The following is a 20,849-nucleotide window of genomic DNA, read 5'->3' as shown; positions in this document are numbered from 1 at the left end:
CACGCGATCAGTACACCCGCGCCTTCGGCGGGATGTACTGCACGTCGTTGGTCATGGTGTAGTTGTGCACCGGGCGGTAATCGATCGTGGTTTTGCCGTCCTTGCTGTCGATCCACGCCAGCGTGTGCTTCATCCAGTCCTTGTCGTCGCGATCCGGAAAATCCTCGCGCGCATGGGCGCCGCGGCTCTCGGTGCGATTGACGGCCGAGTCCATCGTCACGACTGCCTGCGCGATCAGATTGTCGAATTCGAGCGTCTCGATCAGGTCGGAATTCCACACCAGCGATCTGTCGGACACCGCGATGTCGCCGATGCCGCCATACACCTTGTGGATCAGGTTATGGCCTTCCTGCAGCACCTCGCCGGTGCGGAACACGGCACAGTTGGTCTGCATCACGTTCTGCATGCTCTCGCGCAGCTTCGCGGTCGGCGTGCCGCCGGAGGCGTAGCGATAATGATCGAGCCGGCTCAGCGCCTTGTCGGCGGAGTCCTTCGGTAGGTCCGGCTGCTTGCCGTTCGGCGTCAGCTTCTCGGCCAGCCGCAGCGCGGCGGCGCGGCCGAACACCACGAGGTCGATCAGCGAGTTCGAGCCGAGCCGGTTGGCTCCGTGCACGGAGACGCAGGCCGCCTCGCCCACCGCCATCAGGCCGGGGACGATCGCGTTGTCGTCGCCATCCCTCTTGGTCAGCACCTCGGCGTGATAGTTGGTCGGGATGCCGCCCATGTTGTAGTGCACGGTCGGCACGATCGGGATCGGCTCGCGCGTCACGTCGACATTGGCGAAGATCTTGGCCGATTCGGAGATGCCGGGCAGACGCTCGGCCAGCACCTTCGGATCAAGATGGTCGAGATGCAGGAAGATGTGGTCCTTCTTCCGGCCGACGCCGCGGCCTTCGCGGATCTCGATGGTCATCGCACGGGAGACGACGTCGCGCGAGGCGAGGTCCTTGGCGGACGGCGCATAGCGCTCCATGAAGCGTTCGCCTTCGGCGTTGACGAGATAGCCGCCTTCGCCGCGCGCGCCTTCGGTCACCAGACAGCCGGAGCCGTAGATGCCGGTCGGGTGGAACTGCACGAACTCCATGTCCTGCAGCGGCAGGCCGGCGCGCAGCGCCATGCCGCCGCCGTCGCCGGTGCAGGTATGCGCCGAGGTGCAGGAGGCATAGGCGCGGCCATAGCCGCCGGTGGCCAGAATCGTGGTCTGGGCACGGAAGCGGTGCAGCGTGCCGTCGTCGAGCTTCAGCGCGATGACGCCACGGCAGACCCCCTGGTCGTCCATGATCAGGTCGATGGCGAAGAACTCGATGAAGAACTCAGCGGCGTGCCGCAGCGACTGGCCATACATCGTGTGCAGCATCGCGTGGCCGGTGCGGTCGGCGGCGGCGCAGGTGCGCTGCGCCTGGCCCTTGCCGTAGTCCAGGGTCATGCCGCCGAACGGCCGCTGGTAGATCTTGCCGTCCTCGGTGCGCGAGAACGGCACGCCCCAATGCTCGAGCTCGTAGACGGCGTCGGGCGCGTTGCGCACCATGTATTCGATCGCGTCCTGATCGCCGAGCCAATCCGACCCCTTGACGGTGTCGTACATGTGCCAGCGCCAGTCGTCCTGGTGCATGTTGCCGAGCGAGGCCGAGATGCCGCCCTGCGCCGCCACCGTATGCGAGCGGGTCGGGAACACCTTGGTGATGCAGGCGGTGCGCAGGCCCGCCTCGCTGCAGCCGACGACGGCGCGCAGGCCCGCGCCACCGGCGCCGACCACGACGACGTCATAGGTGTGGTCCTCGATCGGATAGGCTTTTCCGTTCGTCGCGGGCGCGCCATTCGCGCTGCCATTTGCTCCGCCGGCCATAGGCTAGACTCCAGTGGACAGTTTGATGAGGGCGTAGATCGAGGCGAGCGCCACGGTCACCGCGAAGAAGTTGTTGGCCATGATCGCGACGAGCTTGAGCGGCTCGCTGTGCACGTAGTCCTCGATCACGACCTGCATGCCGATCTTCATGTGCCAGCAGCTCGCGATCACGAACAGCAGCATGATCACCGCGATCGGAATCGAGCCGAGGATCTGCGCCGCGCCGGCCTGGTTGCGGCCGAGCAGCATGATCACGACCACGACGACCGGCACGATCAGCAGGGTCATGGCGACGGCGGTGAGCCGCTGGCGCCAGAAGTCGCCGGTGCCGGAATGCGCTGCGCCGAGGTTGCGGACCCGGCCGAGCGGGGTGCGCATCGATTTCGCGTGTGCGTTGCTCATCGGCCGCCTCCCACTGCGTAAGCCACGATCCACACCAGGACGGTCAAGGTGATGCCGCCGATCAGGGCGCCCCAGGTGAGCGCCTCGCGCTCATTGGCCTTGAAGCCGTAGCCGAGGTCCCAGACGAAGTGGCGGATGCCGGACAGCAGGTGGTGCAGCAGCGCCCAGGTGTAGCCGAACACGATCAGGCGGCCGAGGAAGCTGCCCATGAAGCCCTGGACGTAGGAGTAGGCGCTGGGACCGGACGCGGCGGCGATCAACCACCAGGCCAGCAGCAGCGTCCCGAAATATAATGCAACCCCGGTGGCGCGATGGACGATCGAGAGGATCATCGTCAGCGTCCAGCGGTAGGTTTGCAGATGCGGCGAAAGCGGTCGTTCGATCCTGGCTGTCATTGGTTGCTTTGATGATTTCTTGTGGGCCGTGAACGCGGGGGGCTTGCGGCCGTGTGGATCGGCAGGCGGGCTTTATTTACGGAGAAGGAACAGGTGTTGCAACGGACAAATCGCCCAAATCCGAACAAGGATTCAGTCCTAGGCGACCGATCGCAAAAGGATCAATGGCCGTCGTGGTATACCAGAAACCGATCGCGCCCGGATGCGGCGAACTATTATTCATTCCTAACTCCTCACCAAGGCCACAACCAACGCGGCGAGACTGTCAAATGGCGCCGACTGTCGAGCGTTGATTCACCGCTTAGCTACGGTCCTGAGCAAGCCGGTTTCGCGGCAAGCGCCAGCGCCATCTGATGATTCTGCAAACCTGCCCGGAGCGATTCGCGGAGCAACAACCTGCGTTGCGACCGCCTGCGCTGCAGCAAATCTCCCTCGATCTCCCGCGTTCCTCGCCCACACGGGGCCCCTCCGCCGGTCGATTTTGCCGCATGTCGCCGCCCGGCGAAGCGGCCTAGTCTGAGGCGAGGTGCAACAGACGCGGTGCAGGGAGCCTCGATGCCGCTGCCGACGGTCCGACCGACAACCACCGAACGCCCGGCGGCACTGCCGGCGCGCAAGGTGTCGTCGCACGAGCCCGTCGAGGAGCCCCTGACCTGCGTGCTCGGCTTCACCGCCGCCGGCCTGTTCGCCGCCTGTCTCGCGCTGGCCATCCAGCATGAGATTGCCTCGCTCGCCGTGCTCGAATTCGTGCTGATCTGCGCCGCGCCGCCGCTGGCCGCGCTCGCCGGCCTCGCGATCGGACGACGGCGCTAGGCCGCCGTCACTTCGTATAGATGTCCTTGTACTGATCACGCAGCACGTTCTTCTGCACCTTGCTCATCGCATTGCGCGGCAGCTCGTCGACCACGAACACGCGCTTGGGCATCTTGAATTTCGCCAGTCGGCCGTCGAGACCCTTGAGCACGCCGGCCTCGCTGACATCGGCCCCCGGATGGCGCACCACGACCGCCGTGACACCTTCGCCGAAATCGGGATGCGGCACACCGATAACGGCGGACTCGACCACGCCCGGCATCGCGTCGATCTCGCTCTCGATCTCCTTCGGATAGACGTTGAAGCCGCCGGAGATCACGAGGTCCTTGCCGCGGCCGACGATGTGGACGTAGCCCTGCTTGTCGATCTTGCCGAGATCGCCGGTGATGAAGAAGCCATCGTCGCGGAATTCCGACTTGGTCTTCTCAGGCATCCGCCAATAGCCCTTGAACACGTTCGGGCCCTTCACCTCGATCATGCCGATCTCGTCGCGCGCGAGCTCCTTGGCCGTCTCGGGATCGGTGACGCGCACCGAGACTCCGGGCAGCGGGAAGCCGACCGCGCCGGGCACGCGCTCGCCCTCGTAAGGATTCGACGTGTTCATGTTGGTCTCGGTCATGCCGTAGCGCTCGAGGACGGCATGGCCGGTCCGCGCGAACCATTCGCGATGGGTATCGGCGAGCAGCGGCGCCGAGCCGGAAATGAACAGCCGCATGTGGCTGGTCGTCTCCTTCGACAGCCGCGGGTTCTGCAACAGCCGAGTGTAGAACGTCGGCACACCCATCAGCACGGTGGCGCGCGCCATCAGGTCGATGATCAGATCCGGATCGAGCTTGGGCAGGAAGATCATCGACGCCCGCGCAAACAGCGTGACGTTGCTGGCCACGAACAGACCATGGGTGTGATAGATCGGCAGCGCGTGGATCAGCACGTCGTCCTTGGTGAAGCGCCAGTAGTCGATCAGGGTCAGCGAGTTCGAGGCGAGATTGTCGTGAGACAGCATCGCGCCCTTGGAGCGGCCGGTGGTGCCCGACGTATAGAGAATGGCGGCGAGATCATCGGCGCCACGTGGCACGGTGGTGAACGCCTTGTCGGCCTTGTCGGCCGCCTCGGTCAGCGAGCCCCTGCCCGACGCATCGAGCGTTTCCACCTTGGCGCCGACCTTGGCCGCCAGCGCGCCGATGCCCTCGGCCTTGGCCGGATCGCAGACGACGACGGTCGGCTCGGCGTCGCCGACGAAATAGTCGAGCTCGTTGAGCGTATAGGCGGTGTTGAGCGGCAGATAGACGCCGCCTGCACGCACCGTGGCGAGATAGAGCACGAGGCCGGACACCGACTTCTCGGTCTGCGCCGCAACCCGGTCGCCCGGCTTGACGCCGCGAGCCGCCAGCACATTCGCCATCTGCCCTGCCCGCGCGATCAGGTCGCCGTAGGTGATGCGCTGACCGTCATGGGTCTCGATCGCCAGGCGGCTGGGATCGTCGAGGCCATCGAACAGGCGGGAGAACAGATTGGCGTTGGCGGCTTGGTTCATGCAACATTCCCCTGGGAGCATGGGCAGGCCGGCAGTGCCAGCCGGCGGAACATCATGCTCGACGAAGACGAAAAGGGCCGGGACAGCGAACAAGACCGGTGACATCGCCATCACCACGGTCGCCATCTCTGATCGAGGCTGCTCTAGCAAAAACGCCCTTTCGAAGGCAACGGGAGACGCTGGGATATGGTCAAGGGAAAACGGATCGCGTGGATCACCGGCGGCGGCACCGGAATCGGCGAGGCCGGCGCACTGGCGCTCGCCGCCGACGGCTGGACGGTGATCGTCTCGGGCCGGCGCACGGCCGCGCTCCAGGCCGTGGTGGCCAAGGTTGCCGCGGCGGGCGGCACGGCCGAGGCCGTCGCGCTCGACGTTGCCAAGGCCGCCGACGTGCAGGCCGCGGCCGATGCCATCCTGGCGCGGCATGGCTGCATCGATCTGCTGGTCAACTCGGCCGGCGTGAACGTGCCGAAGCGGCGCTGGGACGACATGACGATCGAGGGCTGGAACCAGCTGGTCGAGATCAACCTCAACGGTGTGCTCTACTGCATGAAGGCGGTGCTGCCGGCGATGCGGGCGCAGCAGGACGGCACCATCATCAACGTCTCGTCCTGGGCCGGCCGTCATGTCTCGAAGATGCCGGGACCGGCCTACACCTCGACCAAGCACGCGGTGCTGGCGCTGACGCACTCGTTCAACATGGAGGAATGCGTCAACGGCCTGCGCGCCTGCTGCCTGATGCCCGGCGAGGTCGCCACGCCGATCCTCGAGCAGCGCCCGGTGGTGCCGAGCGCCGAGGAGCAGGCGCGGATGCTGCAGCCGGAAGACCTCGGCCGCACCATCGCCTTTGTGGCGAACATGCCGCCGCGGGTGTGCGTCAACGAGATCCTGATCAGTCCGACGTGGAATCGGGGATTTATCCAGACGCCGGGGAACCGGGATTGAGCGGGGCTGGATATCGGTTGCGGCAATCGTGTCGGCGCGGGTCATGAAGATCGAGGTGATGCCCAGCTACCGGTGTCGTCCCTGCGAACGCAGGGACCCATACCGCGTGATTGTTGTAGGAGGCAGGCGGCGAGTCCCGTGCAAAACAACTGAACCCTGTGGTTATGGGTCCCTGCGTTCGCAGGGACGACGGCGGAGGTTGGCGTTGGCAGCGTTGCCTTCGAGACAGAGTTGAATACGTGTGTGTTCACCCCGCGACGCATCCGCGCCCGAGCTGTGCTGAATTTGGTCGCCCCTCAAACAGAGGGCGCAGGGAAGGCCGGGCGCTGGCCGCGCCCGTGGCCCGCCTGCGAAAGAAAATGCAGGCGGCAGGTACCACAAGTCTGGCCGAGAACGCCCGGCCTTCCCCGCGCAACGGTTTTAACGGCTGCTTCGCGTTCTCCCTGGTGCGCCGGGCTTGTTGGCCACCATCCCCACGCGAAGCGAAGCCTCAACGTGAGTTGACATCAGCATCGGGATATCAGGACCGCGCGACTTGACCGTGCGTGCATCACCGTTCGTCCGCGCAGACTGATCCACGCTGCGGCGACACACGCCCATCGCATCCCACTGCCAACGGTTCGTGACGGTCGCGAAGCGCCCCTCATGCGGCACCAGGGACGTGCGGAAATGTGCAGGTGATTTGCCCGACGGTGCAAGCCTTATTGCTGCGGCAAACTAACACGACGGGCAATTTGCGCATGGGAGGGATGCTGGCAGCCCCACTGTCATTGCGAGCGAAGCGAAGCAATCCAGAGTCCTGCCGGAGCTCTGGATTGCTTCGTCGCTTCGCTCCTCGCAATGACGGTGGCGAGCATCACGCTATCGACCGCCGGCATGATCCCCAGCCGCCTCATCATTCTGGTCGAGCTATTACCACGACAGCAGTCTGCTCCCTCCCCCTTGCGCGGAGGGGTTGAGGGTCCGCGGGCGTTGAATTCGGTGGCGTGCGTGACCTCGAACAACAAAGTGCGATGAACACGATCGACGGATTATTGGCTGGGGGGCTCGGACTCCGATTGAGAGCGGACTCGTGTACCCGCCCCGCTCCCCACAGGGGGGAGGGGAGCGCACCGCCCGCGTGGTGAGCGCACCTCTTCTGGGAGCTCAGTCGCTGTGCGCCTCAGAACGACGTGCCGCCGCCGAACCTGAACTCCTGGACGGTGTCGTATTTGCCCTTGGACAGCGGCACCGCGTAGTCGAAGCGCAGCGGGCCGAACGGCGAGGCCCAGATCAGGCCGACGCCGACGGAGGAGCGCACCACCTTGCTGTCATCGTACAGCAGGCCGCATTTGCAGGTCGCGGTGTTGACCTCGCCGGTCGCCGCCCAGGAGGTCGGGCCCTGATAGCCCCACAGCGAACCGGCATCGGCATAGACGGCGCCCTTCAAGCCCACTTCCTTCGGCAGGAACCAGAACGGCATCTGCAGCTCGACCGAGGCGCCCCAATATTTGGTGCCGCCGAGCGCATCGCCGGTGGCACCGAGGCTGCGATAGGTGATGTCGCGCGCCCCGATTCCGTTCGAGGCGAAGCCGCGCACCAGGCTCGGTCCCATCTGGAAGTGATCGAGCATCCGCAGATCCTTGTCGCCGATCTTGTTCAGCATGCCGCCCTGCAGATGGATGATGCCGACGATGTCGGCCACCAGCGGCGAGTAATATTTCGCATCCACCGCCGACTTGAGGTAGCTGACATTGCCGCCGACGCCGGCGAAATCCTGCTTCCAGTCGATCAGCAGACCATCGGTCGGGTTCTTGTTGTTGTCGAGCGTGTTGTAGCTGAGCGTGTAGCCGAGCGCAGAGGTCAGCGCGGCGCCGTCGCTCAGCTCCTTGCGGACCGGCAGGCTCGACTCGCCATCGCCGTAGCAGCCCCAGCCATAGTAGCCCGAGCTGGTCGAATTGGTCGGATCGACGCCGCCGAGCACGCTCTTGATGTAGGCCGGGGTCGGGTTGAAGGCGAGCAGGCTGTTGGCGGCGTTGTTGTTGCAGTTCTTGTAGTAGGACGGCAGCGATATCTCCTGGCGATACAGCGAGTATCGCAACTGGAGCGAGAGGTCTTCGCGCAACTGGAAGCCAAGCCGCGGGCTGAAGCCGATCGTCGTCACACCATAGCTCGTATAGCTATTCGCCAGCTGCTGCTTGTAGTAGACATCCAGGCCGAGCGCGATCCGGTTGTCGAGCAGATAGGGCTCGACGAAGGACAGCGAGACGCCCCTGCTGTATTGGCCGTAGCTCACGGACGCCTTGGCGTACAGACCGCGGCCGAGGAAGTTGCGCTCCGAAACCGAGACCTCACCCAGCGCGCCATCGGTCGTCGAATAGCCGCCGGAAACGGAGAGGTCGCCGGTCGACTTCTCCTCCAGATTGACCACGAGGATGACGCGGTCGCTCGACGAGCCCGGTTCGGCCGCGATCTTCACGTCCTTGAAGAAGTCGAGATTCTTCAGCCGGCGCTCGGCGCGGTCGACCAGCGCGCGGTTGTAGGCGTCGCCCTCGGACAGATCGAACTCGCGCCGGATCACGTACTCGCGGGTGCGGGTGTTGCCGCGGATGGTGATGCGCTCGATATAGGTGCGCGGGCCCTCGTCGACCTGGAACACGATCGCGACCGTATGCGCTTCCAGATTGCGGTCGCCGCGCGGACGCACGACAGCGAAGGCAAAGCCGCGACGCGAGGCCTCGATCTGCATCTCCTCGACCGACTTCTCGAGCTGCTCGACGTTGTAGAGCGCGCCGACATTGACGCGCGAATAGCCGCGCAGCGTGTTGGCGTCGAGCGCCGCGACGCTCGACTGGAACTGCACCGAGCTGACGCGGTATTGCTGGCCCTCCTCGATCTGGAACGTGACCAGGAAGCCCTTCTGGTCCGGGTCATATTCGCTGAGCGCCGCGACGACCTGAACGTCGGCATAGCCGTTCTTCAGATAGAAGCGGCGGATCAGGTCGCGATCGGCCTCGACGCGGTCGGGGTCGTAGACGTCGTTGTTGCCGAGGAAGCTCAGCCAGTTCGTTGCGTGCGTCTTGATGACGTCGCGCAGGCGCGCGGCGGAGTAGGCGTTGTTGCCGACGAAGCTGATCGATTTCACACCGGTCTTGACGCCCTCTTCGATCGTGAAGACGAGGTCGACGCGGTTGTTGGGCTGCTCGATGATCTCGGGCGTGACGCGGACGTCGTAGCGGCCGGAGCGGCGGTAGATCTCGGCGATGCGCTGCGCGTCCGACTGCACCATCGGACGGGACAGCGTGCCGCGCGGCTTCGACTGCACTTCCGCCGTGAGCTGTTCGTCCTTGACCTTCTTGTTGCCCTCGAAGGCGACACGGCCGATCACGGGATTCTCGACCACGCGCACGATCAGCCGGCCGCCCTGCCGGTCGATCTTCACGTCGGCGAACAGGCCGGTCTGGACCAGGGCCTTGAGGCCGTCGTCGACCTGGCCGGCATCGAGCGTGCCGGCGGGACCCGGCTTGAAGTAGGAGCGGATGGTGTCGGATTCGACGCGCCTGTTACCCTCGACGGTGATCGCGCTGGCGACGGCGGGTGCCGCCGCAGCCATGCGGGGCAGCGAGGAAACGGGCACGGCCAGCAGCATCAGGGCAAGCACGCCCAGCAGTCTCAGACGCATCATCGACGCTCTTTCGAAAGTCAGAGTCCTCGGCGCGCAGACGTTCGTCGGCACGCCACCGGAATCGCTGATGCCCGTCAAAGATGGTCGCGATGCGCCGATCTCGTTTCGTGAAATGTCTGATGATGCTGGATGTGACTGAGTGTTTCCGGTCAGACAAGATTCTCGGGCCAACCGAGCGGCAGAGGGCATGAGCAGCTAATAAGTGCGTCGCCCGCGCTGCGACCGGAAAGCCACGGCTGAGACGGACATCTCCGTTAAGCGATCGGCCCGGCCGCGCCGCATTCGGTGGCTTCCGAAATCAAATTCTACAAATCTTCGGAAATTGGCAATACGAGGGAAAAACGAGGGTGCTAATTGATCGTCATCCGAACTAAGCCCCCAAGTAGTTCGGCCAAGGCCCGGTGCGCGTAGATTCCCATTGATATTCCGGCGCACCGGGCCGCCCGTTTTCCCTCGCGCGCGAGCCGATGGCCCGTAGGATGGGCGGAGGCGGTCGTGCCGCGGCTCCATCCGAGGTCGCGGCAGCGCCATGCCCACGGTCTGAGCGCGAATGCGCTGCGCAGTGGTGGCCGCCGCCTTCGGCGGCCGCCTTGCCCCTCCTACGGTTCCCGCCGCCCCACCCGAATCACCACAATGTCCGCCGCTGTTGCGAAATTGCCTCTGGATCGGGGCGGGAAAACCGATCAAAACAGTCGGCAGCGCCGATGGTTAATCGCGTCTTAACCTCGCCCCACCTATGGTGACCAGACAGGCACCGGTTCATGGGCGATCGGCGGCTTCCACTGGTTTGGCGCGCGTTTTACGTATGGCAATGACCGCTTCATCCCCCGCGCCCGCTGGCGCCAGCCATTCGGAGAGCGAACGCTCGCCGTTTGCGCGGCTGAACGAGCTGCTCGCCCCTTACAAGCCGGGCAAGCCGATGATCACACTCGCCGTTGGCGAGCCGCAGCATCCGGTGCCGGACTTTGTCGGGCCTGTATTGGCCCAGCACATCGCCGAGTTCGGCCGCTACCCGGCCGCCAAGGGCATCGAGCCGTTCCGCAAGGCGGCCGCCGGCTGGCTGGCGCGGCGATTCGCGCTGCCGCGCGCTGTTGATCCCGAGCACGAGATTCTGGTCCTGAACGGCAGCCGCGAGGGCCTGTTCTTCGCCGCCCATGCGGCGCTCCGCCATGTCGGCCCGCGCCGCGGACGGCCCGCGATCCTGATGCCGAACCCGTTCTATCCGGTGTATGGCGTCGGCGCCCGCACCGCCGGCTGCGACTCCATCTATCTGCCGACCACGCGCGACAACGGCTTCCTGCCCGATCTCGATGCGATCGACGAGGCGACCCTGGCGCGCACGATCGCGTTCTACCTCGCGACGCCGGCCAACCCGCAAGGCTCGGTGGCATCAGCGGACTACATGCGCAAGCTGGTCCAGCTCGCCAACGCCTACGGCTTCCTGATCTTCAGCGACGAATGCTATTCGGAGATCTACACGAAGGCGGCGCCCGGCAGCATGCTCGAGCATGCCGGACCCGACTACACCAACGTGGTCGCGTTCCAGTCGCTGTCGAAGCGCTCCAACGTGCCGGGCATGCGGATCGGCTTCGCCGCCGGCGACCGCCGATTCCTCGCGGGCTTTCACGAGCTACGCAACGTCGCGGCGCCGCAGGTGCCGGTGCCGCTGCAGCACGTGGCCGTCGCCGCCTATGCCGACGAGGCGCATGTCGAGGAGAACCGGCGGCTGTACCGCGCCAAGTTCGATCTCGCCGACCAGATCATCGGCAACCGCTATGGCTACAAGCGTCCCGATGGCGGCTTCTGCGTCTGGCTCGACGTGGCTGATCGCGGCGGCGACGAGGACGTGACGTTGCGGCTGTATCGCGACGCCGGCGTGCGCGTGGTGCCCGGCAGCTACCTGGCGCGGCCGCAAGCCGACGGGTTCAATCCGGGCCTGGGCTACATCAGGCTGGCGCTGGTGGCGGATGCCGGATCCACCGGTGAGGCGTTGCACCGGCTGGTCGAGGTCCTGGGATAATCGCGGGGCTGATGCAGATGCCGGCGATCGAACGAGTCATCCCCCTGGTCAACCACCTGCCGACGTCGCTGCGCGACGCGCTGGTGCGACGGCTGCGCGAGCTCGCGGGCCTCTGCCTGATCGCGCTGTGCGGCGTGGCCGCGGCGGCGCTGATGACGTGGTCGGTGCAGGACCCCAGCCTGAGCCACGCCACCTCGCGCGCCATCCGCAACATCGTCGGCTATCCCGGCGCGATCAGCGCCGATCTGCTGATGCAGATCCTCGGTCTCGGCTCGATCATGGCGATCCTGCCGCTTTCGATCCGCGGCTGGCGGATGATGACGCACCGGCCGTTCGACCGCGAGGCGCTGCGCTTCGGCGCCTGGATTCTCGGCGCCGTCATCGCCGCCGGCTTTGCCAGCTGCTGGCCGCGCTCGCACGCCTGGCCGCTGCCGACCGGTCTCGGCGGCGTGGTCGGCGACGCCCTGGTGCGCGCACCGGCCGTGGTGTTCGGTCCGCCCGGTGTGATCTATCGGCTGGTGCTCGGCGCCCTTCTTCTGGTTGCGATGATCGGCTGCCTGCTGGTGGCCGGCGGCATGGGCGCGAAGGAAGCCGATCCGAGCCTGCTCGCGGATGAGGACGACGACACGCCGCTGGCCGACCCCGAGGACGACGACGACCGCAAGGCGATCCGGCTCGGCTGGGTGTTCCACGCCATCATGAGCGCCAAGGCCCAGGTCGTCTGGTTCCTGAGCACGGCCTATCGTGCGCTGGTCTCCTCCGGCCCGCAGCCGCGCGCCGCCGCCGCAGGCCGGCAGGAGCCGAGCCTGGGTCGCGGCAAGCCGACGCTCGCGCCCGAGATGGACGAGGACGGCGGCGACCAGGACGAGGCCGACGAAGGCGAGGACGAAGAAGAGGAGGAGGAGCCCGCTCCCCGCGCCCGCAAGAAGCCCGCGGCCAAGACGCCGGCGCGCAAGGCCAACGACAAATACGATCTGCCCTCGGTCTCGATGCTGGCGGCGCCGAAATCCTCCGACCGCCAGCCGCTGTCGAAGAGCGAGCTGGAGGCCAATTCGCGCGCGCTGGAAGGTGTGCTGCAGGACTTCGGGGTGCGCGGCGAGATCGTCAAGGCGCATCCCGGCCCGGTCGTCACGCTGTACGAGCTGGAGCCGGCGCCGGGCATCAAATCGTCCCGCGTCATCGGTCTTGCCGACGACATCGCCCGCTCGATGAGCGCGCTGTCGGCGCGCGTCGCGGTCGTGCCCGGCCGCAATGCCATCGGCATCGAGCTGCCCAACGCGCACCGCGAGAAGGTGTACCTGCGCGAGCTGCTCGTCGCCAAGGAGGCGACCGAGAGCGTCGCCAAGCTGCCGCTGTGCCTCGGCAAGAACATCGGCGGCGAATCCATCATCATCGACCTCGCCCGCACCCCGCACATGCTGATCGCCGGCACCACCGGCTCGGGCAAATCGGTCGCCATCAACACCATGATCCTGAGCCTGGTCTATCGCCTCAGGCCCGACCAGTGCCGGCTGATCATGGTCGACCCGAAGATGCTCGAACTGTCGGTCTATGACGGCATCCCGCATCTCCTCACGCCGGTCGTGACCGATCCGAAGAAGGCCGTCGTCGCGCTGAAATGGGCCGTGCGCGAGATGGAGGAGCGCTACAAGAAGATGGCCAAGCTCGGCGTGCGCAACATCGACGGCTACAACGCCCGCCTGGGCGAAGCGCGCGCCAAGGGCGAGGAGCTGACGCGCACCGTCCATACCGGCTTCGACAAGGAGACCGGCAAAGCGATCTACGAGGAAGAGAAGCTCGACCTCGATCCCCTGCCCTACATCGTCATCATCGTCGACGAGATGGCCGACCTGATGATGGTCGCCGGCAAGGACATCGAGGGCACGGTGCAGCGCCTCGCGCAGATGGCGCGCGCCGCCGGCCTGCACGTCATCCTGGCAACGCAGCGCCCGTCGGTCGACGTCATCACCGGCACCATCAAGGCGAACTTCCCGACCCGCATCTCCTTCCAGGTCACGTCCAAGATCGACAGCCGCACCATTCTCGGCGAGATGGGCGCCGAGCAACTGCTCGGCCAGGGCGACATGCTCTACATGGCCGGCGGCGGCCGCATCAGCCGCGTGCACGGCCCGTTCTGCTCCGACGAGGAGGTCGAGAAGGTCGTCAAGCATCTCAAGGCACAGGGCTCGCCGGAATATCTCGAGGCGGTCACCGCCGAGGAGCCGAGCGAGGAGGATGGCGCCGTGTTCGATGCCACCGGCATGGGCGGCGGTGGCGGCGGCGACGACCTGTTCTCCCAGGCGGTCGCCGTGGTCAAGCGCGACCGCAAGGCCTCCACCAGCTACATTCAACGCCGGCTGCAGATCGGCTATAACAAGGCCGCTTCGCTGATGGAGCGGATGGAACAGGAAGGCATCGTCGGCCAGGCCAACCACGCCGGCAAGCGCGAGATCCTGGTGCCCGAGGAGGAAGGCGGGTTCTGACGGCCCCGATGGCCGCAGAAACGCCGCTTCGGTGCCCGATCTTCACGCGATTACGATCACGCTGCCCGGCCGAACCGGGATAGAACGCGTAAAACCTCAGGACGTCGTTTTGAAAAGCTCCTTGTTGAACAGCACGTTTTCGTATCACGCAGCTTGGCGCGGGCGCCGGATCGGCGCTTGGCTGGTCGCCTGCGCCGTGACGATATGCTCTGTCGCCGGTGCGTCCGGTCACGCCGCCGCGCAGGGCACGCCGGCTCCGAAATCAGGCCCGAAGAGCGGCTCCCAGCTCAGCGCCTCCGACCAGCAGCGGGCCGGCCAGAGCCCCTCGACCACCCAGACGGCCCCGCCCAACCCGGTCATTCCCGATCCCCGGCGCAACGTGCCGGCCAGCATCTTCACCTCGTTCGACGCCAACCAGAAGGCGCAGGCGGCCAAGGTCAGCGCCTATCTGTCGTCGCTGCAGACCCTGGTCGGGAACTTCGTCCAGGTCGGCCCGGACGGCAGCAAGACCAAGGGCGATTTCTACATCCAGAAGCCGGGCAAGGTCCGCTTCGAATACGAGCCGCCGACGCCGATCGACATCATCGCCGACGGCTCTTCCTTGGTGGTGCGCGACCGCAAGCTCGCGACCCAGGACGTCTATCCGCTGTCGCAGACGCCGCTGCGTTATCTGCTGTCCGACCGCATCGACCTGTTGAAGGACACCAACGTGATCGCGGTCGCCGCCGACGACCTCTACGTCACGATCACGATCGAGGAGAAGCAGGCCCTGATCGGCACCAGCCGGCTGATGCTGATGCTCGGCGCCAAGGACGGCCAGCTCAAGCAGTGGACCGTGACCGATCCGCAGGGCTACGACACCACGATTGCCGTCTACAATCTGGATACGACCAAGAAGCTCGATCCGGCGATGTTCAAGATCGACTTCACGGCCTATCCGAGCACGCCGCCGGGCTGACGCCGCCTCTCGCGCTCGCTCAGCGCGATTCGAGCCCGCGCACCTTCCATTGCGCTTCTGACAGTGCGAGCTTCTCGAAGCGCTTGCGCGCCTCTTCGAGGTCATCGGCCGGAAGCGCGTCGCAGCCGGGCCGGTCGCGCAGGATCATCGACGTCGTCGCCCAGCTGAGCCGCGCGGCCTTGCAGGCCAGCAGCAGGTCCGTGATGCGATCCTCCTCCAGCAGCGATTCGATCGTCTCGATGGTAACGACGCAGAGCAGCGCCAGCGCTGCGATCACGGCAGGGAAATCGCCGGTGGCGCAGAAGCGGTTGACGGCGGAGTCGCCGAGCTTGCCGGTCCGGCTGAGGGCGGCAACCTCGGCCTTGACCTGCTGATAATCCCATATCGCGCGCATCGCCGCGCCGGGCGAGCGCGTCGGCGTCGCCTGAAGGGTGGCGCGGGTCGCCGGCGGTGCGGCCTTGATGAAGCGGGCGCGGGCGCCCTCGCTGGCCGCGGCGACGAAGGCCCGCGACAGCTTGGCCGGCAGGTCGGTGCGCAGCGCCAGCTTCTCGGCGAGATCCTCGTCGCGCTCGGCGATCTTGAACAGGCTGCGATAGCCGTCCTCGGACAGCCGCGCGGAAAGATTCTGCGCCAGCGCCATGCGCACCGCCGGAAAGCCGCGCGCGATTAGCTGCGTCGTGAGGCTGTCGCCGATGCCCCTGCGGCTGGCGATCGCGACGAGATGCGCCGGGCTGCCGGTGCGGATGAACTCGGCGAGATCGCGCTCGGTCAGCACCGCCGCCTTGGCCAGCATCGGCCCCGCGACGCGCAATTCGGGGTGAACGGCGAGCATCCGCGCCGTCGCGTAAGGCGCGCGCTCGACGCCGGCGAGCGCCATGCTCAGCTCGGCCAGCAGCTCGGTCGCGACCTGCGGCATCAGCCGGGCGAACATCTGATCGTAGAGATCGAGCTGCTCGGTCGACGCCGGCCGCGGACCGGCCAGGAACAGGCTGGTGGTCCGGCGTAGCATGTCGGTGGCGAGCTCGGACACCGTCCGTGCATCACCGGCGGGCGTCTTGGCGGTCGGAGCTGCCGCAGGCGCTGGAGGCATCACACGTCCCTCGTTGGGCGCCTCCCCCGGCTGTGACGGAGGCGCGGGTCGATCATCAATTGAGGAAGAATGCGAAGGCCGGACTAAAGGGGCGTTAAGCGCAGCGGACGGAGCTGCAACCCCACGCGGCTGTCGTTAATGGATTGCGACAGAGCGCGGCAACGACAATGTTCCCGTATTGTTCTTGCGAACGATGCCGGCTTCCGCTAGCCTCCTTGCCCGGGAGGGGCATCATGGTCCAGCGCGTTTCCACCGTTGCCTTCGAGGGGATCGAGGCCCGCGCGGTCGACGTGCAGGTCCAGGTCGCGCCCGGCCTGCCGGCCTTCGCGATCGTTGGCCTGCCGGACAAGGCGGTGTCGGAAGCGCGCGAGCGGGTGCGCTCGGCGCTGATCGCCTCGGGCCTGGCGCTGCCGGCGCGGCGCATCACCGTCAATCTGGCCCCGGCCGACGTGCCCAAGGAAGGCAGCCATTACGATCTGCCGATCGCGCTCGGCCTGATGGCCGCGATCGGCGCCATTCCGCCGGATGCGCTCGGCGGCTTCACCGTGCTCGGCGAGCTCGGGCTCGACGGCTCGATCGCGCCAGTCGCCGGCGTGCTGCCGGCGGCGATCGGCGCCAATGCGCGCGAGGAAGGATTGATCTGCCCGGCCGCCTGCGGCGCCGAGGCGGCGTGGGCGAGCCCGGACCTGCAGATCATCGCGGCGAGCTCGCTGATCCAGATCGCCAACCATTTCAAGGGCACGCAGGTGCTGTCGCGGCCGCAACCGAAGATCCAGGAGGCGCCCGCAAGCCTGCTCGACCTGCGCGACATCAAGGGCCAGGAGAGCGGCAAGCGCGCGCTCGAGATCGCGGCCGCCGGCGGGCATCATCTGCTGATGATCGGCTCGCCCGGCGCCGGCAAGTCGATGCTGGCGGCGCGGCTGCCGTCGATCCTGCCGCCGCTGTCGCCGGCAGAGCTCTTGGAAGTCTCGATGATCGCCTCGGTCGCCGGCGAGATCGAGGGTGGCGCGCTGACGTCGCGCCGGCCGTTCCGCAGCCCGCATCATTCCGCGAGCATGGCGGCGCTGACCGGCGGCGGCCTGCGCGCCCGACCCGGCGAGATCTCGCTGGCGCATCAGGGCGTGCTGTTCCTCGACGAACTGCCGGAGTTCGATCCGCGCGTGCTGGATTCGCTGCGCCAGCCGCTCGAGAACGGCGAGGTCTCGATCTCGCGCGCCAACCACCGCGTCACCTACCCTGCCCGCTTCATGCTGGTCGCGGCGATGAATCCGTGCCGTTGCGGCAACGCCTTCGAGCCCGGCTATGCTTGCAAGCGCGGCCGCATCGACCGCTGCACCGCCGACTACCAGATGCGCATCTCCGGCCCGCTGATGGACCGCATCGACCTGCGCATCGAGGTGCCCGCGGTGACCGCCGCCGACCTGATCCTGCCGCCGTCGAAGGAAGGCTCGGCCGAGGTCGCTGCCCGCGTCGCCGCCGCACGCGACCTGCAGCGCGAGCGCTATGCCAAGGCCGGCCTGCCACACATCCGGACCAACGCCGAGGCCCCCGCCGCCGTGCTCGACGAGGTCGCCAGGCTGGATGCGCCCGGCCAGAAGCTGCTGCGCGAAGCCGCCGAGACGATGCGGCTGTCCGCCCGCGGCTATCACCGCGTGCTGCGCGTGGCGCGGACGCTCGCCGATCTCGACCACACTGATGCGATCGGCCGGCTGCATCTGGCCGAGGCGCTGTCGTATCGCGCGCTGGCGGAGGACAATCGCCACGCGGCGTAAGGGCGCCCCCTCCCCCTCAACACTCTGGTAACGACTTCTCTTTACGCTCCGACAACCATAAGGCCCGCGTTCCGTCATTAGGCCTGCCGCGTCGGTGCGTATCATGTTGCGTTTCAAGGTCCTTGTCTCGGCCGTGCCGCTGATCGCGGCCGCGGTCATCGCCAGACTCGAATTGGCGCCCTCCCCGCAGCCCTGCATTGCCGTCGGTGCCGACAGCATCTCGCTCGGCTCGGCGCCGTTTACCGCCGATCTCCATGTCGACTTCACCGATGACCCGGCGCTCGCCACCGTTCGCGTGGCGCTGGCCGACAGTCCGGAGACGGCTGATGTCGTCGTGGTCGACGATGTGCTCGCCAAGGAGGATCGTGGCTGCGGCATGACTGCCGCGACCGCGGTCGTCGCGATCGCCGCCGATCCGCATCCTGGCGCGCTCCGGATCCATCTCGCCAAGGACAGTGCAGCAGATGCTCACGCCGCCGCGCTCATCGTCTCGGCCCGCGGCCACGACTCACCGCCCGCCGATCCGGTTCTGTGAGTCGGGCTAACGCCCGGTTCACCATCTCAGCACGGCTTCATCGCGCGTGCATGACCTTTCAAAGTCTCAGCAATACCGACGCCGCATGGTGCGGGCCGGCCATGACATTGGGATCGAAATCGTCGGGGGTGATCGAGATGGGACGGATTTTTCACGTCAGGCTGCGCCTGCGCCGGTTCATGCGCCGTCACCGCACCATCTTCGCCATCCTGCGCTCGCTGATGATCTTCTCCGCCGGCTTCGGCGGCGCGTACGGCTTCATCAAGGCCAGCATCTCCGAGAACTCCGGCTATAACCCGCACACGTTCGCGATCGGCGCCAGCTTCCTGTTCGCGCTCGCCTGCGTCGGCCTGGCCACGCTCAGCATGCGGCTGCGCTTCGTCGCCAGGAAGATGCACAAGATTGCGCTCCACAACGAGGTGCTGGCCGACCGGAACTGGGAGCTGCAGGAAGCCGAGCAGCGCGCCCGCAATCTGTTCGAGCAGCAGGGCGATCTCATCGTCATGCGCGCGCGCGACGGCAGCATCATCTTCGTCAACGACGCCTATTGCCGGATGGCGGGGCTCGATCGCGACAACCTGCTCGGCAGCGCGTTCACCTTCGAGCTGATCGAGCAGGGCGACAGTGCGCTGGAGCCGAACGGCACGCGCGTCCACGACCAGCGTATCGAGAGCGCGATCGGGCCGCGCTGGATCGCGTGGCGCGAGGCGCTGGTGCGTTCCGACGCCGGCCAGCCCGCCGTGCTGCAATGTGTCGGCCGCGACGTCACCGACCGCACCGAGACCGAGCGGGCGCTGGCGGACGCGCGCGATCAGGCCAACGCGGCGAACCGCGCCAAGTCGCGGTTCCTGGCGATGGCGAGCCATGAGATCCGCACGCCGCTGAACGGCATCCTCGGCATGAGCGGACTCTTGCTCGAGACGCAGCTGACGCCGGAGCAGACGACCTACGCCAAGGCGGTCCGCACCTCGGGTGAGGCCTTGATGTCGCTGATCGACGAGCTGCTCGACTATTCCAAGATCGAAGCCGGCAAGCTGGCGCTCGAGGCGCAGCCGTTCTCGCTGGCGGCGCTGATCGAGGAGATCACCGAGCTGCTGGCGCCACGGGCGCAGGCCAAGCAACTGGAGATCGCGGCCTATCTCGACGAGCGGCTGCCGACCTGGGTGACGGGCGACGCCGCGCGGCTGCGCCAGGTGCTGCTCAACCTCGCCGGCAACGCCATCAAGTTCACCGCGACGGGCGGCGTCGCCCTGATCGCCGAGCCCGGCATCTGGCCGAACGAGATCAGCTTCCAGGTGTGCGACACCGGCATCGGCATCGCAGCCGACGCGCAGGAGCGCATCTTCCGCGAATTCGAGCAGGCCGACGACAGCGTGGCGCGCAGCTTCGGCGGCACCGGGCTTGGCCTTGCGATCTCGGACCGGATCGTCAAGCGGATGGGCGGCCGCATCGCGCTGCAGAGCGCGCTCGGCGCCGGCTCGACCTTCGAGGTGTCGGTGCCGCTGCCGCCGGCGCTGGAGCGCGGCGAGCAGAACAGCTTCCGCGGCCCCGATCTCGCAGGACGGTCGATCATGCTGGTGGCGCCGGCCGGGCTGCAGGCCGAGCTGATCGAGCGGCGCTTGCAGAACTGGGGCGCGCAGACCTGCCTGGTCGCCGAGGCCGAGGTGGCGGAGGCCCTGCTGCCCGAACGCGCCTGGCACGCCGTGCTGGTCGACGACAGCATCGGCGGCGATGAATCGCTGCGTGTGGGCGGGGTCGCGCGACATCATACGACGCGGCTGATCGTGCTGGTGACACCGGCGAGCCGCCACGAGCTGGCGCCAGGGGCGCCATTCAACGGCTATCTCGTGAAGCCGCTGCGGGCCGCCTCGCTCGCCGCGCGCGTGAGCTTCGACACCGACGGCACGGTCATGGCCGACGATCCGATCCCGACCATCGCGCCGCCGATCGCGGCCCAGGCCGGCACGGGACTGTCCATCCTGGTCGCCGAGGACAACGACATCAACGCCCTGCTGATGCGCTCGCTGCTGAGCAAGCTCGGCCACCACGCCGACATCGCCGTGCATGGCGAAGCCGCGCTGGACTCCTGGCTCGCGGCGCGCTCGGCCGGCGCGCCCTATGATCTGATCCTGATGGACGTGCAGATGCCGAAGCTCGACGGCATTGCCGCCGCCAGGCGCATTCGCGCCATCGAGGCCAGCGAGCCCGGCGGGCGCACCCCGATCCTGGCGCTCACGGCCAATGCCCTGGTCGAGGATCGTTACGCCTGCTTCGAGGCGGGCATGGATGGGTTCCTGGTCAAGCCGATCGATCGCGACAAGCTCGACGAGGCGCTGGCGAATCTGGCGGCGGCGCGACAGGTGCCAGCGTAGGTCATCAGTTGGAGCGGATC

Annotated in this window: 14 protein-coding genes; 8 read left to right on the top strand and 6 right to left on the bottom strand. The window is 67.0% G+C overall.

The features are described from left to right. Positions 1-7 precede the first annotated feature (7 nt). From sdhA to sdhC, 3 genes are read right to left on the bottom strand one after another with little or no spacing between them, the layout of a single operon-like run. Complete coding sequence (sdhA, locus tag ACQR0W_RS10000) at positions 8-1,846, bottom strand: succinate dehydrogenase flavoprotein subunit (RefSeq protein ID WP_315716770.1); 1,839 nt, start codon at positions 1,844-1,846, stop codon at positions 8-10. Positions 1,847-1,849: 3 nt separating this feature from the next. Next, positions 1,850-2,224 (bottom strand): succinate dehydrogenase, hydrophobic membrane anchor protein, encoded by a 375-nt coding sequence (gene sdhD / locus ACQR0W_RS09995; RefSeq protein ID WP_315716954.1) that lies wholly within the window; start codon positions 2,222-2,224, stop codon positions 1,850-1,852. A 20-nt stretch (positions 2,225-2,244) separates the two neighbouring features. Then, positions 2,245-2,643 carry a succinate dehydrogenase, cytochrome b556 subunit gene (gene sdhC, locus ACQR0W_RS09990; protein ID WP_315716771.1) on the bottom strand — a complete coding sequence of 133 codons (399 nt, stop codon included), beginning with the start codon at positions 2,641-2,643 and terminating at the stop codon, positions 2,245-2,247. 555 nt (positions 2,644-3,198) lie between these two features. Here sdhC and ACQR0W_RS09985 point away from each other — a divergent pair. Further along, entirely contained in the window at positions 3,199-3,456 is a 258-nt protein-coding gene (locus tag ACQR0W_RS09985; RefSeq protein WP_315758639.1) for a hypothetical protein, read from the top strand. A gap of 7 nt (positions 3,457-3,463) precedes the next feature. On the opposite strand, the gene ACQR0W_RS09980 is transcribed toward ACQR0W_RS09985, so the two are convergent. Beyond that, positions 3,464-4,990 carry a malonate--CoA ligase gene (locus tag ACQR0W_RS09980; RefSeq protein WP_316186430.1) on the bottom strand — a complete coding sequence of 509 codons (1,527 nt, stop codon included), beginning with the start codon at positions 4,988-4,990 and terminating at the stop codon, positions 3,464-3,466. 186 nt (positions 4,991-5,176) lie between these two features. Here ACQR0W_RS09980 and ACQR0W_RS09975 point away from each other — a divergent pair, with 186 nt between their 5' ends. Continuing rightward, positions 5,177-5,935, top strand: coding sequence for an SDR family oxidoreductase (locus ACQR0W_RS09975; RefSeq protein ID WP_316186431.1), 759 nt, complete (start codon positions 5,177-5,179; stop codon positions 5,933-5,935). Between the two features lie 1,162 nt (positions 5,936-7,097). Here ACQR0W_RS09975 and bamA read toward each other — a convergent pair. Then, positions 7,098-9,599, bottom strand: a complete 2,502-nt coding sequence (gene bamA / locus ACQR0W_RS09970; RefSeq protein ID WP_316186432.1) for an outer membrane protein assembly factor BamA — start codon at positions 9,597-9,599, stop codon at positions 7,098-7,100. A gap of 805 nt (positions 9,600-10,404) precedes the next feature. On the opposite strand from bamA, the gene ACQR0W_RS09965 reads away from it, so the two are divergent. The 3 genes from ACQR0W_RS09965 (at position 10,405) to ACQR0W_RS09955 (ending at position 15,060) form a co-directional block, all read left to right on the top strand. Continuing rightward, positions 10,405-11,619, top strand: coding sequence for an aminotransferase class I/II-fold pyridoxal phosphate-dependent enzyme (locus tag ACQR0W_RS09965; protein ID WP_315716776.1), 1,215 nt, complete (start codon positions 10,405-10,407; stop codon positions 11,617-11,619). An 11-nt stretch (positions 11,620-11,630) separates the two neighbouring features. Then, a complete protein-coding gene (locus ACQR0W_RS09960) occupies positions 11,631-14,102 on the top strand; it encodes a DNA translocase FtsK (RefSeq protein WP_315716777.1) in 2,472 nt (823 codons plus the stop codon). A gap of 196 nt (positions 14,103-14,298) precedes the next feature. Then, complete coding sequence (locus ACQR0W_RS09955; protein ID WP_315716778.1) at positions 14,299-15,060, top strand: outer membrane lipoprotein carrier protein LolA; 762 nt, start codon at positions 14,299-14,301, stop codon at positions 15,058-15,060. Between the two features lie 19 nt (positions 15,061-15,079). Here the strand turns inward: ACQR0W_RS09955 and ACQR0W_RS09950 are convergent, their stop codons facing one another. Then, on the bottom strand, positions 15,080-16,150 hold the full coding sequence (locus ACQR0W_RS09950; protein ID WP_315825700.1) for a DUF2336 domain-containing protein: 1,071 nt from the start codon (positions 16,148-16,150) through the stop codon (positions 15,080-15,082). Positions 16,151-16,383: 233 nt separating this feature from the next. Here ACQR0W_RS09950 and ACQR0W_RS09945 point away from each other — a divergent pair, with 233 nt between their 5' ends. From ACQR0W_RS09945 to ACQR0W_RS09935, 3 genes are all read left to right on the top strand, one after another. Next, complete coding sequence (locus ACQR0W_RS09945) at positions 16,384-17,922, top strand: YifB family Mg chelatase-like AAA ATPase (protein ID WP_316169994.1); 1,539 nt, start codon at positions 16,384-16,386, stop codon at positions 17,920-17,922. Positions 17,923-18,025: 103 nt separating this feature from the next. Then, positions 18,026-18,457 carry a hypothetical protein gene (locus tag ACQR0W_RS09940; RefSeq protein WP_316169995.1) on the top strand — a complete coding sequence of 144 codons (432 nt, stop codon included), beginning with the start codon at positions 18,026-18,028 and terminating at the stop codon, positions 18,455-18,457. Positions 18,458-18,594: 137 nt separating this feature from the next. After that, positions 18,595-20,829, top strand: a complete 2,235-nt coding sequence (locus ACQR0W_RS09935; protein ID WP_316169996.1) for a PAS domain-containing hybrid sensor histidine kinase/response regulator — start codon at positions 18,595-18,597, stop codon at positions 20,827-20,829. Positions 20,830-20,849: the final 20 nt, after the last annotated feature.

The sequence above is a fragment of the Bradyrhizobium sp. HKCCYLRH1034 genome, from assembly GCF_051168375.1.
Taxonomy (GTDB): Bacteria; Pseudomonadota; Alphaproteobacteria; order Rhizobiales; family Xanthobacteraceae; genus Bradyrhizobium.
Note: the sequence above shows the minus strand (reverse complement) of the source record. Positions and strands in the feature narration are given on the sequence as shown.

Bases quoted from the DNA above. Each gene is read 5' to 3' on its own strand.
- sdhA (WP_315716770.1), bottom strand. From the start codon at position 1,846: ATGGCCGGCGGAGCAAATGGCAGCGCGAATGGCGCGCCCGCGACGAAC.
- sdhD (WP_315716954.1), bottom strand. From the start codon at position 2,224: ATGCGCACCCCGCTCGGCCGGGTCCGCAACCTCGGCGCAGCGCATTCC.
- sdhC (WP_315716771.1), bottom strand. From the start codon at position 2,643: ATGACAGCCAGGATCGAACGACCGCTTTCGCCGCATCTGCAAACCTAC.
- ACQR0W_RS09985 (WP_315758639.1), top strand. From the start codon at position 3,199: ATGCCGCTGCCGACGGTCCGACCGACAACCACCGAACGCCCGGCGGCA.
- ACQR0W_RS09980 (WP_316186430.1), bottom strand. From the start codon at position 4,990: ATGAACCAAGCCGCCAACGCCAATCTGTTCTCCCGCCTGTTCGATGGC.
- ACQR0W_RS09975 (WP_316186431.1), top strand. From the start codon at position 5,177: ATGGTCAAGGGAAAACGGATCGCGTGGATCACCGGCGGCGGCACCGGA.
- bamA (WP_316186432.1), bottom strand. From the start codon at position 9,599: ATGATGCGTCTGAGACTGCTGGGCGTGCTTGCCCTGATGCTGCTGGCC.
- ACQR0W_RS09965 (WP_315716776.1), top strand. From the start codon at position 10,405: ATGGCAATGACCGCTTCATCCCCCGCGCCCGCTGGCGCCAGCCATTCG.
- ACQR0W_RS09960 (WP_315716777.1), top strand. From the start codon at position 11,631: ATGCAGATGCCGGCGATCGAACGAGTCATCCCCCTGGTCAACCACCTG.
- ACQR0W_RS09950 (WP_315825700.1), bottom strand. From the start codon at position 16,150: ATGCCTCCAGCGCCTGCGGCAGCTCCGACCGCCAAGACGCCCGCCGGT.
- ACQR0W_RS09945 (WP_316169994.1), top strand. From the start codon at position 16,384: ATGGTCCAGCGCGTTTCCACCGTTGCCTTCGAGGGGATCGAGGCCCGC.
- ACQR0W_RS09940 (WP_316169995.1), top strand. From the start codon at position 18,026: ATGTTGCGTTTCAAGGTCCTTGTCTCGGCCGTGCCGCTGATCGCGGCC.
- ACQR0W_RS09935 (WP_316169996.1), top strand. From the start codon at position 18,595: ATGGGACGGATTTTTCACGTCAGGCTGCGCCTGCGCCGGTTCATGCGC.